Source organism: Pedobacter sp. AJM (assembly GCF_002197755.1).
Lineage (GTDB): Bacteria > Bacteroidota > Bacteroidia > Sphingobacteriales > Sphingobacteriaceae > Pedobacter.
Genome location: NZ_NHOT01000008.1, coordinates 1 through 16,008, shown reverse-complemented (window position 1 = coordinate 16,008; position 16,008 = coordinate 1). Strand labels below are relative to the sequence as shown.

General features: G+C 38.6%; 16 protein-coding genes. 5 read left to right on the top strand and 11 right to left on the bottom strand.

The features are described from left to right. Positions 1-972: 972 nt before the first annotated feature. Both CBW18_RS15290 and CBW18_RS15285 read right to left on the bottom strand, forming a co-directional pair. A complete protein-coding gene (locus CBW18_RS15290; protein ID WP_088302198.1) occupies positions 973-1,644 on the bottom strand; it encodes a DUF1345 domain-containing protein in 672 nt (223 codons plus the stop codon). Beyond that, the gene (locus CBW18_RS15285) at positions 1,641-2,429 is read right to left on the bottom strand and encodes an O-methyltransferase (protein WP_088302197.1); all 789 of its coding nucleotides are present in this window, start codon (positions 2,427-2,429) and stop codon (positions 1,641-1,643) included. The genes CBW18_RS15290 and CBW18_RS15285 overlap by 4 nt, the downstream gene beginning before the upstream one ends. Before the next feature lie 42 nt (positions 2,430-2,471). Between CBW18_RS15285 and CBW18_RS15280 the strand changes: the two genes are divergently transcribed. Beyond that, positions 2,472-3,347 (top strand): transglutaminase-like domain-containing protein, encoded by an 876-nt coding sequence (locus CBW18_RS15280; protein WP_088302196.1) that lies wholly within the window; start codon positions 2,472-2,474, stop codon positions 3,345-3,347. Positions 3,348-3,357: 10 nt separating this feature from the next. Beyond that, the gene (locus CBW18_RS15275) at positions 3,358-4,461 is read left to right on the top strand and encodes a glycoside hydrolase family 18 protein (RefSeq protein ID WP_088302195.1); all 1,104 of its coding nucleotides are present in this window, start codon (positions 3,358-3,360) and stop codon (positions 4,459-4,461) included. 5 nt (positions 4,462-4,466) lie between these two features. On the opposite strand, the gene CBW18_RS15270 is transcribed toward CBW18_RS15275, so the two are convergent. From CBW18_RS15270 to CBW18_RS15245, 6 genes are all read right to left on the bottom strand, one after another. Next, positions 4,467-5,015 carry a hypothetical protein gene (locus tag CBW18_RS15270; protein WP_088302194.1) on the bottom strand — a complete coding sequence of 183 codons (549 nt, stop codon included), beginning with the start codon at positions 5,013-5,015 and terminating at the stop codon, positions 4,467-4,469. 111 nt (positions 5,016-5,126) lie between these two features. Continuing rightward, entirely contained in the window at positions 5,127-6,038 is a 912-nt protein-coding gene (locus CBW18_RS15265) for an alpha/beta hydrolase (RefSeq protein WP_088302193.1), read from the bottom strand. Between the two features lie 4 nt (positions 6,039-6,042). Next, complete coding sequence (locus tag CBW18_RS15260) at positions 6,043-6,432, bottom strand: type II toxin-antitoxin system VapC family toxin (RefSeq protein ID WP_088302192.1); 390 nt, start codon at positions 6,430-6,432, stop codon at positions 6,043-6,045. Then, positions 6,414-6,614 (bottom strand): hypothetical protein, encoded by a 201-nt coding sequence (locus CBW18_RS15255; RefSeq protein ID WP_088302191.1) that lies wholly within the window; start codon positions 6,612-6,614, stop codon positions 6,414-6,416. The genes CBW18_RS15260 and CBW18_RS15255 overlap by 19 nt, the downstream gene beginning before the upstream one ends. A 74-nt stretch (positions 6,615-6,688) precedes the next feature. Beyond that, positions 6,689-7,763, bottom strand: a protein-coding gene (prfB, locus tag CBW18_RS15250) for a peptide chain release factor 2 (RefSeq protein ID WP_216359252.1) whose coding sequence is annotated in 2 segments (ribosomal slippage) — positions 6,689-7,702 and positions 7,704-7,763 — 1,074 coding nt in all. Because the reading frame shifts where the segments join, the coding sequence is not laid out codon by codon here. Between the two features lie 105 nt (positions 7,764-7,868). Beyond that, positions 7,869-9,173, bottom strand: coding sequence for an amidohydrolase (locus CBW18_RS15245; RefSeq protein WP_088302189.1), 1,305 nt, complete (start codon positions 9,171-9,173; stop codon positions 7,869-7,871). 186 nt (positions 9,174-9,359) lie between these two features. Here CBW18_RS15245 and pgi point away from each other — a divergent pair, with 186 nt between their 5' ends. Further along, positions 9,360-11,006, top strand: a complete 1,647-nt coding sequence (gene pgi, locus CBW18_RS15240) for a glucose-6-phosphate isomerase (protein ID WP_088302188.1) — start codon at positions 9,360-9,362, stop codon at positions 11,004-11,006. A 137-nt stretch (positions 11,007-11,143) separates the two neighbouring features. Beyond that, on the top strand, positions 11,144-11,677 hold the full coding sequence (locus CBW18_RS15235) for a DUF4251 domain-containing protein (RefSeq protein WP_088302187.1): 534 nt from the start codon (positions 11,144-11,146) through the stop codon (positions 11,675-11,677). A 52-nt stretch (positions 11,678-11,729) separates the two neighbouring features. Here CBW18_RS15235 and CBW18_RS15230 read toward each other — a convergent pair whose 3' ends face one another. From CBW18_RS15230 to dnaG, 3 genes are all read right to left on the bottom strand, one after another. Then, positions 11,730-12,815 carry a glutaminyl-peptide cyclotransferase gene (locus CBW18_RS15230; RefSeq protein WP_088302186.1) on the bottom strand — a complete coding sequence of 362 codons (1,086 nt, stop codon included), beginning with the start codon at positions 12,813-12,815 and terminating at the stop codon, positions 11,730-11,732. Beyond that, positions 12,793-13,158, bottom strand: coding sequence for a YraN family protein (locus CBW18_RS15225; RefSeq protein ID WP_088302185.1), 366 nt, complete (start codon positions 13,156-13,158; stop codon positions 12,793-12,795). The genes CBW18_RS15230 and CBW18_RS15225 overlap by 23 nt, the downstream gene beginning before the upstream one ends. Positions 13,159-13,389: 231 nt before the next feature. Beyond that, complete coding sequence (dnaG, locus tag CBW18_RS15220; protein WP_088302184.1) at positions 13,390-15,375, bottom strand: DNA primase; 1,986 nt, start codon at positions 15,373-15,375, stop codon at positions 13,390-13,392. Positions 15,376-15,672: 297 nt separating this feature from the next. Here dnaG and CBW18_RS21570 point away from each other — a divergent pair. Beyond that, positions 15,673-16,008, top strand: a 336-nt coding sequence (locus tag CBW18_RS21570; RefSeq protein ID WP_216359251.1) for a hypothetical protein, incomplete at its 3' end; no start/stop codon positions are given.

The window sequence follows — 16,008 nt, the reverse complement described above, 5'->3', positions numbered from 1 at the left end:
GTTTTCTACGTTCTTCGAACCATAATTATCATTCAGCAAGCCTGACAATCAAAAACAAAGAAGGTAAAAAAGAATAATTATGGTCTGATCTTTTTGACGAACGTGCAATATGAAGTGATATTCTACTGTTTTGGAGTGACGAACGTAAATCAGTTTTTTTAAAAATTAAGGTCTACGAAATTTATTCCTTAGCTAAATTGTAGTGGTTTAATTAAAGTGTAGGAAAAGTATCCATTTGTAGAGGAAGGTTGATATCACGAAAGAATTCATTACATTTTTTGAGATAAGCTTAACTTTAGCTACTCTTCAACTCTGCCAGCAAATGAACATTTTAAGCCACTATAAAGTATAGGATAATACCCATTTAAACTGTCTGGCAGCGAAAGCCAGCAAATTTTAGTACAAGGCGACTTTCGCTTTGACCCAAAAAACCTTTTCAAATCTCACTAAAGCGCATTTCATCATCGAACTCAAATTATAAGCTATATAGTTTTATCAAAGGTTTTTAAAAGTGACCATAGAGGTTAAAAACTAGTAAACATAGTTTGCTAAGAGGGATTCATTTTAATATTAGCAAGACGTCTCTCGCAGATGAAATCGATTTACGCTGAAAAATCTAAGACATTTATGTCAAACCGAAAAACAAGCATCTATCCTGTATTTCAGTAAGGGTTCCCTTAGATATCAGCTGCATGAATCTGTTATTACCATTTGTTCGACATTGCATTACCTTTTGTTAACCTTTTCTGTACCCTTGGTTAACCCTTAGCTTACCCTTTGTTAACCCCTTGCTTACCCTTTGTTAACCCATCGGTTACCCAAAAGGTAATCAACCAGACCAGAAATGGTGAAGAACAGGTCATAAAGGATGCCACTATTTTCAGATCATCTGTATAGAAAGGCCAATAAAATAAAGAATTTTGCATCATCAAACCAGAAAAGCTGCAATGCCTATAACCATACAACAAACATTTACTTTCCTAACCCGGCCAATGCATTTATAGTCAATGCCACAATAACTGTATTAAATACAAAAGCAATTAAACTGTGAAGTAACGAAAGCCGGCGGATTCTCCGGGAAGAAATTTCCACATCAGAAACCTGAAAAGTCATGCCGAGAACAAAAGAAAAATAAGCGAAATCAATGAAATCTGGTGCTTCATTCCCGGGGAAATCCAATCCGGAGCCTTTTTTCAGGGCATCGCCCTGATCAATGGTTTCGTAATAAAGATGGGCATAACGCATACTGAAGGTAGTATGCACCAAAAACCAGGATAAGAACATGCCTGATATGGCGATGATGAGGTCAAATGGCTTGATATCCTGATCAATTAATAATAAAACCACGGCAAGCAAGCCTGCGAAGGTAGAAACCACCACAACGGCAAAGATCTCGCCCCGGGTTTCATCCTGCTTAACGGCTTTTAAATGGGTTTGCGCTACAGAAGTATGAAAAAACATGTACCAGTGCAGGCTGATTAAAACCAGGCAAAAAAGATCCCAGCCAAACATCATCTGGGTTAAAGTTCCGAATTGAAGCGGCAACGCAATAAAATAGCCAGCAATACCTGCCAGCAAACTAATCAGCAGTATATATAAAGCAGATAACTTTTGAATGCCCTTTAATTTCGGTTCGATGTTCACTGTTTAAATTTTAATTTAAAATGTTCTTTTGCCTGACCTTTCTTAAAATAAACCAAACCAATCCAGAATAAATCGATCGTTACGGTCACATCCGGATGGCTTTTAATCTCTTCCCAGGCTTCTTTCATGCCCTTGCTCCAGTAAATATCATCAAAAATAAGCAATGAATGTTCAGTTACTTTCGGCAGGCACCATTTAAAGTAATTCAAAGTGGCATCTTTTCTATGGTTGCCATCAATGTAAACGAAATCCAGACTCGGTTGCCTCGCGATAATATCTGGCAGGATAAGGTCAAAGTTTCCTACATGAAGTTCGACATTTTGCAGGTCAAGATCTTTAAAGTTTTGATGGGCAACTTCAGCAGTTTGCGGACAACCTTCAATCGTGATAATTTCAGCCTCCGGACAGGCTTTGGATAAATAGGAAGTAGTGATACCTAAACAGGTGCCCAGTTCAATGGCTGTTTTAGGCCCGGTATCTTTTGCCAAACGATATATCAATTTGGCTAAACGCGGACTCTTAAGTGCGTTCTGTGCAATCTGATTGACTTTCTTTGTACGATTTTTATTGAGATGAGAACCGGCCCCCAAGTCAGTAACGGTTATAGTGGATTCGTCAGAAAAAAGTTTTTTTCTTTGCGCTTCTATTGTTTTGTATTCAGATTTGTCGGTAAAATCGTAAATTACCTCATCTGCAAGCTTGTACACAAAGGGTGAGTGTGTACCGTGTCTGGTTTTAGCTGTTAATTGGTGTTTAAGATAATCGGTAATAAATTGAAATAGCATATTGCAAAAGTAATTAATCGCCGCATACAGGTTATATGTTTTATGGAAAATATCACAGAGATAAGTGCTTTAGTTAAATTACTTGATGATCCTGATGAAGAAGTTTATCATCATGTAGAAAAAAAATTACTGGAATATGGTGGTGAAGTGATCCACTATCTGGAAAATGCCTGGGAGCAGTCTTTTGATGGGCTTTTACAGGAGCGCATCGAAAATATCGTTCACCAGATTCAGTTTAGTACGGTTAAAGAAGATTTAAATTTATGGTATCTGAGCGGTGCATTTGATCTGCTTCAAGGTGCCATGATTATTAACCGCTATCAATATCCTGATCTGGATGAACAAAAAATCATCATCCAGATGGAAGAAATCAAACGCGATATCTGGCTGGGTTTGCAATATGAGATGAGTTCTGTAGAAAAGGTTAAACTCATCAACCATGTATTGTACCAGCAATATGGCTTTGGCGGCAATACGAAAAACCACCATGATCCACAAAACTCTTATTTAAACCAGGTTTTAGAAAGTAAAAAAGGCAACCAGATTTCACTGGCCATCATTTATTCTACCCTTGCCCAGAAATTGGATTTACCTGTTTATGGTATCAATTTGCCTCAACATTTTATTTTAGGTTATATTGACGACAGCAAACAGGAAGGAACGGATTATAGTGTTTTATTCTATATTAATGCCTTTAACCGGGGCAATATTTTTGGCAAGCATGATGTAGACCAGTTTCTGCGTCAGCTCAATTTAGAGCCGTTGCCAGAATATTATAAGCCCTGCAGCAATACAGATATCATTCGCAGGGTGATCAGAAACCTGATTTCTGCTTATGAAAATGCCGGTGCAACAGAAAAAGCAGCAGAACTAAATGAATTACAAGATATTTTAAAAGAAGAGCCAAATACCCATTAAAATTTTCAGGATGCAGTCTAAATCACTTTTTTTAACCTTTTTTAGTTTTACAGCAATATTTTTCAGCACCAGTCTTTTTGCTCAAAAACCTCTTAAACCGAATGTGATTGCCTACTATACGGGTAATGGAACAGTGATCGATAGTTTTCCGGTTGAAAAGATCAGTCACCTGATTTATAGTTTTGGTCACTTAAAAGGTGATAGCCTTTACATCAGTTCTGCTAAAGATTCTGCTTTAATTGACAGAATGGTACATTTAAAAAAAAGAAATCCCGATTTAAAAGTGATGATTGCCATGGGCGGCTGGAGTGCCTGCCCGAATTGCTCCGAAGTTTTTAGCCGGGCCAGTGGCCGGAAAACTTTTGCCCAAACTACAAAAGCCTTATTGAATTATTTCAAAGCTGATGGAATTGATATCGACTGGGAATACCCGGCAGTTGAAGGTTATCCAGGGCACAAATACATGGCAGCAGATAAACAAAATTTCACCTTGCTGATTAAGGCTTTAAGAGATGAACTGGGCAGGAAAGCCGAAATCAGCTTTGCTGCCGGTGGCAATAAAAACTGTCTGGATTCATGCTTTGAATGGAAAAAAGTGATGCCATTGGTTGATCGTGTTAATTTAATGAGCTACGATCTGGTAGGCGGTTATGCCAAAATCAGCGGTCACCATACGCCACTTTATTCTACGCCGCAGCAACAGTCATCAGCAGATTATGCCATTAAAGAAATGATCAAATATGGTGTTCCGCCAGATAAAATTGCCTTAGGTGCGGCATTCTATGGAAGAATATTTGAGAATACCACGGATGCGAATCATGGCTTATATCAGCCTACTAAATTTCTGGATGGTGTTTCATCCAGAGATTACAAAACCTTTTTCAGTAAAGACAGTGGCTATCAGTACTATTGGGATGATGTGGCTAAAGCACCATATTATTACAATGCCACCGCCAAACGTTTGGTTACATTTGATGATGAGAAATCTATATCACTAAAAACCAGATACGTTATCGATCGAAAACTGAACGGGATTATGTTCTGGGAATTGAATGATGACCCTTATAGTGGTGGCTTACTTCAGACAATTCATGAAGCGTTACCCCATCAATAATAAATCTAATTGCTGAATTTTAAATTAAATTTGCCCTCAGTAATTTTAATGATAGCACCATTTGTTCCTTTTACCTGACCACTAAACGATCCCTTTATTATACCACCATTAGTGTATGCCACATCAGAATAAAAGAAATAAATACCTTCGCTATCATTAATAGTCGAATATAAAGCGTTTGATGCATTTGTATATTCTACATATGAAAATGGATAGGTGTAATCGCTATTCCCTGTATTTAATCCCGGCGAAAATCCGATAACTGACTCATTACTAAAGAATTTAAGTCTTGGCGCTGTGCCATTAGCCATAGTACCTAAAATGGTTAATGATCTAGGTGTTGAACTTGTATTTCTCACTGCTGAAACTTCCTTTTCAGTTATAGCAATACCATCTGCCTTAAAAGTAATGAAATATTCAGAGGTAGCTCCACCATTACTACTTTCAGGACTTGTGTTCGGCCCTAAACCGTCCCAATCAATTTCTTTTTTACAACTTGCAATTGAAATAATGGCAACGAAAGCCACCATGATGTATTTAATTTGGTTATTCATTTTTATAAACTGAGGCGTAAACGACTGGCCGCAAATATATTAAAAATTAACACAAATAATCACCTGCATACATCGCAATCATAAATTCAAAGCTTTATCAATTGCCAAATGTCAATACTTTTGTTTTTTAAGCCAACTTGCCATTAAATTAAACCAATCCACATCTGAGGTTTTATTGATGAGGCCAAAGCCATGACCACCTTTTTCATAAAGATAAACTTCAGAAGATATACCATGGCTCTTCAAAGCATCATGCATTAAAATACTATTAGCATAAGGAACCGCGTTGTCATCCTTTGCATGAACGAAAAACACCGGCGGAGATTTCCTATTGATGTTTTTATTTGCTGAGAAATAATGTTTCAAACTATCTGTCGGGTAATCGCCCAGTAAGTTTTTCATTGTTCCGGTATGAACAGATTCTTCAAAACTAATTACCGGATAAACCAATATGCCAAAATCTGGCCGGAGATCAATTTTTTCAGGGTCGGCAATTTTTATATCATGATAATGCGTAATCAGGGTTGAAGCAAAATGCCCACCGGCTGAAAAGCCCATGATGCCGATTTTATTCTTTTTAATGCCATATTTCCTGGCCTTTTTCCGCACCAGATAAATGGCTTGCTGCGCATCCTGCAAGGGGCCATAGGTTTTCTCCGCCATGATCTGATCACTTGGCAAACGGTATTTCAAGACAAAAGCGGTAATACCAATGGCATTAAAACGTTTGGCCACATCAATGCCTTCATGACTAAAAGCTAAAGCGCCATAACCACCACCCGGACAAATGATTACCGCTGTACCCGTAGCAATATCTTTTGGTGCTTCAAAAGCCGTTAATGTTGGTATTGAGACTTTCGTAATACTTAAAGTACCATTGGCACGGACTTCAGTATTTTCTATATAATCTGACGGGGTTGGTTTTGCACCAGGAATATTTCCTGCGTAAAGGGGAATAACTTCCTGGGCTTTTGTGATAATAATACAATGAGAAATGATCAAAATTAAGAATAGTCTATTCACTGTTTTATAAATTATTTGGATTAATACATATTAGAGATTCAACTTTAGCAAAATCCTTATCATTGTCAGCTATTAGCGTTAGATTATTAATTAAACAGGTAGCAGCAATCAATGCATCAGGTAATTTAAGATGATAAGTTTTTCTAACTCTTATCGTCTCGGCAATAATCCCATTTTCCAGAAATAAGATAATGGAGTTGGAAACAAATTGCCTGTAAATATTGATATCATCCGGATTAATAGGATTCCATACCTGCAATTCTATTTCTGAGATAAATGACAATACAGATTCAACATCTAAAACATCATCCATAAAGATTAAACCTTTTAATGGGAATGTTCCATTTAAATATTTTATGGCAGCAGATGTATCAATTAAATATCTCTGTGCCATTCCTCACGTAAATGATTTAATTGCGCATCAATAGATTCAGTATTCATCGGACTTTTAATTTGATTTCGAAGAGTGGATATTTTAGTTGAATCATTGATTACCTTAATAAGATGTAACTCTTCTAATTCCTTTAAAAGTTTATAGGCTTTTTGATTGGTTAATTCTATCGTTAATGTATTCATAATGATTTAATTAATATTAATACTTGCTAATCAAATATACAAAGATTTAAATTTAGCTAATCAAATCTCCAGGATTAAAATTCCATTAAATAAGCTTTCAAAAAGTCGTTGATATCACCGTTTAAAACCGCATCAGGATTAGAGGTCTGGTAATTGGTACGGTGGTCCTTCACGCGCCTGTCGTCCAAAACATAACTCCTGATCTGCGAACCCCATTCTATCTTTTTCTTCGATCCTTCTACCGCTGCAATGGCTTCATTCCGTTTACGTTCCTCTACCTCATATAACTGAGATTTTAATAAACGAATGGCGTTTTCTTTATTCTGCAATTGCGATCTCGACTCCTGGTTTTTAATAATAATGCCTGAAGGTTTGTGGTATAAACGAACGGCTGTTTCCACCTTGTTTACGTTTTGTCCGCCGGCACCACCCGCCCTAAAGGTTTCAAATTCAATATCAGCCGGATTAATGTCGATCTGAATCGTATCATCTACCAGAGGATAAACATATACCGAAGCAAAAGAAGTGTGTCTTCTGGCATTCGAATCAAATGGTGAAATCCTCACCAAACGGTGAACGCCGTTTTCACCTTTCAGGTATCCGTAAGAAAAATCACCGTCGAACTGGAGGGTAACCGATTTAATCCCGGCAATCTCCCCTTCCTGACTATCCTGTTCCGTTATTTTATATCCGTTTTTCTCACCCCACATGATGTACATCCGCATGAGCATATAAGCCCAGTCGCAACTTTCTGTTCCACCTGCACCAGCGGTAATCTGCATCACTGCAGAAAGCTGATCTTCCTTGTTGCGCAACATGTTTTTCAGTTCCAGTTCTTCAACGGCCCTGGTACTGGCTTCAAACTGTTCTTTCATTTCTGCTTCTGAAGCATCGCCAGCCTGGAAAAACTCCAGCATCACCGCCGCATCTTCCACAGCATTATGGGTATCATTGAAACCATCTGTCCATTTTTTCTTGGAACTGATTTCAGCCAGAATTTTTTCTGCTTTTTTTGGATCATCCCAGAAATCGGGTGCCATGGTTAATTTTTCTTCTTCGCGAATGGCGTAAAGGAGCTCATCAACGTCAAAGATGCCTCCTCAGGGACGTTACTCTGTCCCTTAAATCCTGCAAGTTTTCTTTTGTCATAGTGGCAAATATATAAAATCGGATTGAGCATCAGGCATAGCCAGATGAGGATCAAAGCGAAACGTTACGGTAAAATCAGTTAAAGTGATGCAGAATTAAACTTTTTTATTTTTTCATCGCCAAATAATCAAGCGTAAGGTTGGAAAGTAATTTAACGCCCAATACAAAACCACTTTCATCCAGGTAAAAATCGGGTGTATGGTGCGAAGGGGCTTTTAAAGGATCTTTACCTTTGGGCATACCACCTAAAAACACAAATAGTCCAGGAATTTTTTCCTGGAAGAATGAAAAATCTTCGGCTCCGGTAACCGGTGGCCTCAATAATACATGATCTTTGCCGGCAGTCGCCTGCATACTCGGCAGCATTTTTTCCGTGAGGGCGACATTATTAAAAGTAACCGGATAGTGGTTGCTGTAAGGGATCTTTACTTCTGCAGTTGCACCATTTGCTTCTGCTGTTTTGGTGGCAATGGTTTTAATGCGCGCGATAAACATGGCTTCATCTTCCTGACTGAAATTACGAACCGTGCCCAGCATTTCCACTTTTTCCGGAATGATATTAGAACGGATACCTCCATTTATAGCACCAATAGTCACTACACCAGGATTTTCGGTTACATTGAGGTTTCGGCTGACAATGGTTTGAAGGTTATTGATAATCTGAGCTGAAGTCACAATAGGATCAATGCTACTCCATGGGTATGCGCCATGTGCCTGACGACCAGTGACTGTAATCTTCATATCATTCACGGCAGCCATTGTTCCGCCCGGACGATAAGTGACATTTCCAACTTCAGTTTGAGAATTGATGTGCAAGCCAAAAATCACATCAACTTTTGGATTTTCTAAAACACCTTCTTTAATCATTAAAGCTGCCCCGCCTTCTTCACCGGCAGGTACGCCTTCCTCAGCAGGCTGAAAAATAAACTTCACCGTTCCGGGAATATCTTTTTTTATGGTACTCAATACTTCTGCAACCCCCATCAGTATGGCCACATGGCTGTCATGACCACAGGCATGCATTACGCCAACTTCCTGCCCGTTATATTGTGTTTTAACTTTTGAAGCAAAAGGCAGATCAACCCTTTCCACTACGGGTAACCCATCCATATCTGCACGCAAGGCCACCACGGGCCCGGGTTTACCACCTTTTAACACCCCAACCACACCTGTTTTGGCCACACCGGTAGTCACCTGAATGCCCAATGACTCCAGGTGTTTAGCGATAATACCAGCGGTTCTGACCTCTGTATTGCCCAATTCGGGATGTTCATGAAAATCTCTCCGCCAGGTAATCACTTTTTGTTCAATCGCGTTAGCTTTTTTAGCAACCTCTTCTTTTAAAGGTGATTTCTGAGCAAATAAGTTGAGCGAAAGGAATGACAAGCCGGCGAGATAGATGTATTTCATGAGCGGAACTGCAGTTTAGTTTAAGATAACCTAAGCTATACATTTTTGCCCGAAATTACAATAATCAACCTCCCTTACTCGCTTACTGCTACAAATGAGCGCAGGGGAGTTAATCATAATGATTTTTGAACATTAAAAAGACCATTTTAAATTTTTGCTTTATTACTTTTACAAAAAACAAAGATTATGTTACCAAAAATAAATTTTACAGAAACAGCGGCCTATAAGTATTTAGCCGATCATTTTATTGATATTAACCAGAAAAGCATTAAAGATCTTTTCGCTGAAGATGCAGATCGTTTCAACAAGTTTTCTGTTTTTTTTGAAGATATTTTATTAGACTACAGCAAGAACCGCATTAGCGATGAAACTTTAGCTTTGCTGATGCAACTGGCACGTGAATGCAAACTGGATGAAGCTATAAAATCAATGTATGCTGGTGATAAAATTAACGAAACTGAAGATCGTTCGGTTCTTCATATCGCCTTGCGAAATTTAAGTAACACCCCTATCCTGGTGGATGGTAAAGATGTGATGCCGGATGTAAATGCGGTATTGGCCAAGATGGAAAAGTTCAGCAACGGCATTATCAGTGGCGAATGGAAGGGTTACACCGGCAAAGCCATTACAGATGTAGTAAATATTGGTATTGGCGGGTCAGATTTAGGCCCGGTAATGGTGACTGAAGCTTTGAAGCACTATAAGAATCATTTAAATATACATTTCGTTTCCAATATTGATGGAACACATATTGCGGAAACCTTATCCGGATTAGATGCTGAAACCACGTTATTTTTAGTGGCCTCCAAAACTTTCACCACACAAGAAACCATGACAAATGCACACTCTGCCAGATCATGGTTTTTAGAAAAAGGTGGTAAAGAAGGCGACATTGCGAAACATTTTGCAGCATTATCAACCAATGCCAAAGATGTATCTGCTTTCGGGATTGATACTGAAAATATGTTTGAATTTTGGGATTGGGTTGGCGGTCGTTATTCTTTATGGAGCGCCATTGGTCTATCCATTTCATTAAGTATCGGCTTTGACAATTTTAAAGAATTACTTGCTGGTGCACACGCCACTGACAATCACTTTAAAACTGCAGAATTTGAAAACAACTTGCCTGTAATTTTAGGCTTATTGGGTATTTGGTACATCAATTTCTACAATGCAGAAACGCAGGTAATTTTACCATATGATCAATACATGCATCGTTTTGCAGCTTATTTCCAGCAGGGAGATATGGAAAGCAATGGTAAACATGTAGATAGAAATGGCCATGAGGTGGATTATGAAACTGGCCCCATTATCTGGGGTGAGCCGGGAACAAATGGCCAGCATGCTTTTTATCAATTGATTCACCAGGGCACTCGGATTATTCCTGCTGATTTTATCGCGCCTGCACAAAGCTTAAATCCATTGGGTGACCATCACCCGATTTTACTTTCAAACTTCTTTGCCCAAACAGAAGCCTTAATGAATGGTAAAACGGAAGAAGAGGTAGTGGAGGAGCTGAAAAAAGATGGTAAATCAGAAGCAGAAATTGCGAAAATTGCCCCATTCAAAGTTTTTGAAGGCAACCGTCCTACCAATTCTATTCTCTTGAAGAAAGTGACACCATATACATTAGGCAGTTTGGTCGCTATTTATGAACACAAAATCTTCGTTCAGGGGGTAATCTGGAATATTTTTAGTTTCGACCAGTGGGGAGTTGAACTAGGAAAACAACTGGCGAAGAAGATTCTTCCTGAATTAGACGGCAGTGAAAAAGTAGAAAGTCATGATAGTTCAACCAATGGCTTAATCAATCAGTATAAAGCCTGGAGATAATCATATCATTTCCATTGATGATTTCATATACAGCCGTCGCATTGTAAAATGCGATGGCTTTTTTATTTGGTACCCTGTTTATGGAATCTTTCAAACCCATACATCTTTAAATTGTTATATCATTAAGAAACAGCAATATGAAACTTTTAAAACTGATTTTGAGCATTGCCTTAACTGCATCTGCCTTACAGTTATTTGCACAAACAAATAAAGAAACTACTGTAAAAATATTGAGTGAAAAAAATTACACCTTCGTAGCCAATTCAGCCATGCCTTTGGCCAATATGGATGTTTCCAGGATTTTATCCAGCATGCCTGGGAATCAGGGCGGCGCAACCATCAATTTAACCGGTAGTCAGTATGATTTAAAAGTAACCAAGGATAGCGTAGTTGCTTATTTACCTTATTATGGCCGCTCCTTCAGCGCGCCGATGAATCCGAATGAAGGCGGCATTAAGTTTACCTCAAAGGATTTCAGCTATAAGGAATCGAAAAACAAAAAGGGGGCATACACTATACAGATTAACACGAAGGATGTTTCACGGGAGAATTTCAGGCTTACTTTGAACGTAACCGAAAATGGCTATGCAAACTTAATTGCCAGCGGAAACAATAAACAGCCCATTAACTTTAATGGTTATTTAATTGAATCAAAGAAAAAGGACAAATAATGAAAAAGCCAGATGACTCTGGCTTTTTTATTGAATCGTACACTGAAATATTTTATTGCTTTGATATTTTAATTTCAAAAATGTGCGGCCATTTTTTGCCTGTTACAAATAGTCTTTTAGAAGCTTTATCGTAAGCGATTCCATTCAGCACATTATTAGCCCTTGCATCATCTGTTTTGAAATAATCATCTGCCAGTAAGCCGCTGAGGTTGATTTTACCTTCAACTGCACCAGTTTCCGGGTTAATGATGAGGATATGATTTGTTGTATAAACATTGGCATAAATTTTCCCGTCAATATATTCCAATTCGTTGAGTTGTTGAATCGCTCCCTTATTGTCAAAAACATCAATCACGCCAATGGTTTTATAGTTGTTTTTATCTAAAAAGAATATGGTATTGGAACCATCTGTTTTCAGTATTTTTTCACCGTCAAAATTTAATCCCCAACCTTCCTGCGTGCCTTCATTATAGGTAAATTCTGATAATTTTTTAAAAGTCTTTTTATCGTAAACAAATCCGGTTTTTTCACGATAGGTTAACTGGATGATTTTATCGCCTACCACCGTCATTCCTTCTCCAAAATACCGCTGATCAAGGTCTGCCTTTAACACAACCTTTCCTGTAGCGGGTTCTACCTTGCGTAAACTGGAATGACCATAATCGCCAGCACTTTCATAGAAAAATCCATCATGATATTCCAAGCCTTCTACATATGAAGACGTATCATGAGGAAGTGTTTTGATTATTTTATAGCTGTATTCTACCGGTGCCTGGGCAGCCAGTATGTTCACATTAGAGGTAAGATCTTCTGATTTTCCATCACCATAAATTCTAGCCGTAATTAAGTGATTACCCAATTTTAAACCAGCAGTTTTCATTTTTATGGCCATGGTATCGGTTTTGGCGGTAACCTTGGTACTATCCATCAGGTAAATTACGGAATCTACTTTTCCTTCTTTACCAAACAGGGCTTTAACCTCAAAATCATTTCCCGATGCAACGTTAAGTCCCATCATGGGAGAAATCAAAGACCGATAAGTTTTCGGCGCATCGTCTTTACAAGAGCCTAAAAAGGCAAGGATAATTCCAAAAAGGATAAATGTGCAGATTTGTTTAGTCTTCAGGCCAAAAAGCATCTTCAATATGGTTTAATGTGTACGTATTATTTTTTGTAAAGGTAATGGCAATAATGTCAAAACGAATATCATTTTGATGATTCATGATTTCGATGTATTCTGCAGAGGCCAGTTCCAGCTGCTTTTGTTTGGCGGTGTCTACAAAATCTTCGGGTTCACCAAACGCAACAGAAGTTCTGGCTTTTACTTCCACAAAAACCATAATTTTATTTTTGTAGGCAATTAAATCGATTTCAGCCTTTCCATATGTCCAGTTTTCATCGAGGATCTCATAATCATTGGCTTCCAGGTAGTCCTTAGCAATAGCTTCACCATGTTTGCCTAAGTCGTTGTGAACAGCCATAAGGAACTATTGATTGAGTGAATTTTGAATGAGTGAGTGAGTGAATTTTGAATGATTGAATTATTGAATGAGTGAGTGAATGTTTATTTCAAATGTATAATAAAAATGATAAATATTGGATGTTCGTGTATCCCGATTCTACATTCTATCATTCATTTATCCAATCATTCGATAATTCAATCCTTCTTTTATTCTATCATTCAATAATTTAATCCTTCTTTTATTCAATCCTTACTTTACAATTACCGAACCTAAAAATTTGTTAATCTCTCTTTCCACGCCCTTAATTACACTATATCTTTGCATCAGGATCATTTGATTATCTGCATCTTTTTCCTCTTTAATTTCTTTTAAAAGGTTGGTTAAAATCCTATCGACTTTCCTTTTCTTCAGGTGGAAGATTCCTCCCAGAATAGTGGCTTTGAGATTCATGGACTCATCCTTTACATAAATTAAGTGCTTATTGAGCCAATTTTCACTTAATGCATATTCAGATGTGGATAAAGTAATCGCTAAATCAGCAATATCGCGATCTTCATGTTTGATAAAATGATTGGCCGTAGGTAATCTGCCATTATCAATTTCCGACTTATAGTAATCGATAATGCTTTTACAAAGTTGATTTTCAAATTCAACATCGGCCAGATTTTGCATGACGAAAGAGCCAATGTACATATCATCAATACTGTCCCAGTTCACAAACTCATGTCCGTAGGCCAGCAGCAACCTTACTATTTCTTTCTCCTGGATCTCATCAGTATCAACCTTGGGTTCTCCATATCCGGAAGGCCCGGCATTATCATCCCATAAATCATCTGGTGGCCCAAGCGGTTCTGGTGCACCTGATGAATAGGATTGCGGCTGACTGCTTTGTGCATGAGCCCTTTGGTTGCTCTCAAAATTCTTTTTAACCTTCCCGGAACGGATTTTATTTAATTCTGAAAGCAATACGCTTTCTTCAATCTCGAGTAAACTGCTGCTCTCTCTAATAAAAACAGAAGCCTTAATCTGATCGGGAATTTTAGCAATACTTTCTACGATGTCGCGAATAATCCCGGCGCGTTTAATCGGGTCGTCACCAGCGTCTTTCAGGAGAACATTTGCCTTGTACAGGATAAAATCCTTCCGGTTATTTTCGAGGTAAGTTTTAAATGCGCCCGCCCCCACATGATGCATATAGGAATCGGGATCGTGCCCATCGGGAAAGGAAACAATTTTAACATTGAGCCCCTCTTCCAAAATCATGTCCAGACCACGAAGTGAGGCCTTTATTCCGGCAGCATCCCCGTCAAACAGGATGGTAATGTTTTGCGTAAAACGACCAATCAGCTTGATCTGTTCTACCGTTAAGGAGGTACCCGAAGAGGCTACCACATTTTCTATTCCGGCCTGGTGAACGGAGAGCACATCGGCATAACCCTCTGCCAGGTAACAGTTGTCTGAATCGCGAATGGCTTTCTTGGCATGAAACAAGCCATATAAAACATTCGATTTATGGTAGATCTCGCTTTCAGGCGAGTTTAGATATTTCGGAACATTTTTATCGGTTTTTAACGTTCTGCCGCCAAAGCCAATAATTCTACCGGTAAAATTATGAATGGGGAACATCACCCGGCCGCGAAAACGATCGTAAATTTTCCCGTTATCATTTTTAATGGATAAACCGGTTGATTCCAAAAATTCCAGTTTATGGCCGGCGTGGGTTGCGTTTTGTGTTAAAGCATCCCAAACATCGGGAGAATAACCGACTTCAAACTTCTTCAGGATGTCTTCCCTGAATCCGCGTTCCTTAAAGTAACTTAAACCAATCCCTTTACCTTCATCCGTTTCCCAAAGTTGTTTCACAAAAAAAGCCGCAGCGTACTGAGATACGATGTAAAGACTTTCTTTTGCACTTTGCGCTTCCGCTGCCTCCGGAGAAAGTTCAGCCTCCTCTACTTCTATATTATATTTGTTGGCTAAAAATTTAAGTGCTTCCGGATAAGAGTATTTCTCATGATCCATGATAAAACGCACCGAATCGCCACCCTTGCCACAACCGAAACACTTATAAATGCCTTTGGTTACGGATACGTGAAAGGAAGGTGTTTTTTCGCCATGAAAAGGACAGTTACCAATTAAACTGGTTCCGCGTTTTTTTAAGTGCACAAAATCCCCTACTACCTCCTCTATCCGGGCGGTATCCATTATCTTATCTATCGTTTCGCGGTTTATCATACTTATTATTGTCCGTCATTGCGAGGCGGCACGACAGCCCGTCCCGAATTTCGGGAAAGCAATCTTTTTTGCTATTATATACTTTTAATCAGTTATCGTCTTGCAGGATAGATTGCTTCACGCTAGCAATTAATCCCAACCTTCGGTTCGCAATGACGATTCCACTTATCATCATTGCGAGGAGGCTTTTTCAGCAAACGAAGCAATCTTTTTCGCTATTATTCATTTTTAAAATATCAACGTCTTGCAGGATAGATTGCTTCACTCCAACACTCAATCCCAACCCTTCAGTTCGCAATGACGATACCACTTGTCGTCATTGCGAGGAGGCTTCTTCAGCCAACGAAGCAATCTTTTTTGCTATTTATTCATTTTAAATCATTAATGCCTTGCAGCATAGATTGCTTCACTCCAACACTCAATCCATTTCCTCAGTTCGCAATGACGATTCCACTTTTCGTCATTGCGAGGAGGCTTCTTCAGCCAACGAAGCAATCTTTTTTGCTATTTATTCATTTTAAATCATTAATGCCTTGCAGCATAGATTGCTTCACTCCAACACTCAATCCATTTCCTCAGTTCGCAATGACGATACCACTTGTCGTCATTGCGAGGAGGCTCTTTCAGCCGAAG

Coding starts and splice junctions, on each gene's coding strand:
- CBW18_RS15255 (WP_088302191.1), bottom strand. CDS start 6,614: ATGAATACATTAACGATAGAATTAACCAATCAAAAAGCCTATAAACTT.
- CBW18_RS15260 (WP_088302192.1), bottom strand. CDS start 6,432: ATGGCACAGAGATATTTAATTGATACATCTGCTGCCATAAAATATTTA.
- CBW18_RS15235 (WP_088302187.1), top strand. CDS start 11,144: ATGAAACTTTTAAAACTGATTTTGAGCATTGCCTTAACTGCATCTGCC.
- pgi (WP_088302188.1), top strand. CDS start 9,360: ATGTTACCAAAAATAAATTTTACAGAAACAGCGGCCTATAAGTATTTA.
- CBW18_RS15275 (WP_088302195.1), top strand. CDS start 3,358: ATGCAGTCTAAATCACTTTTTTTAACCTTTTTTAGTTTTACAGCAATA.
- CBW18_RS15225 (WP_088302185.1), bottom strand. CDS start 13,158: ATGGCTGTTCACAACGACTTAGGCAAACATGGTGAAGCTATTGCTAAG.
- CBW18_RS15245 (WP_088302189.1), bottom strand. CDS start 9,173: ATGAAATACATCTATCTCGCCGGCTTGTCATTCCTTTCGCTCAACTTA.
- CBW18_RS15285 (WP_088302197.1), bottom strand. CDS start 2,429: ATGCTATTTCAATTTATTACCGATTATCTTAAACACCAATTAACAGCT.
- dnaG (WP_088302184.1), bottom strand. CDS start 15,375: ATGATAAACCGCGAAACGATAGATAAGATAATGGATACCGCCCGGATA.
- CBW18_RS15280 (WP_088302196.1), top strand. CDS start 2,472: ATGGAAAATATCACAGAGATAAGTGCTTTAGTTAAATTACTTGATGAT.
- CBW18_RS15230 (WP_088302186.1), bottom strand. CDS start 12,815: ATGCTTTTTGGCCTGAAGACTAAACAAATCTGCACATTTATCCTTTTT.
- CBW18_RS15270 (WP_088302194.1), bottom strand. CDS start 5,015: ATGAATAACCAAATTAAATACATCATGGTGGCTTTCGTTGCCATTATT.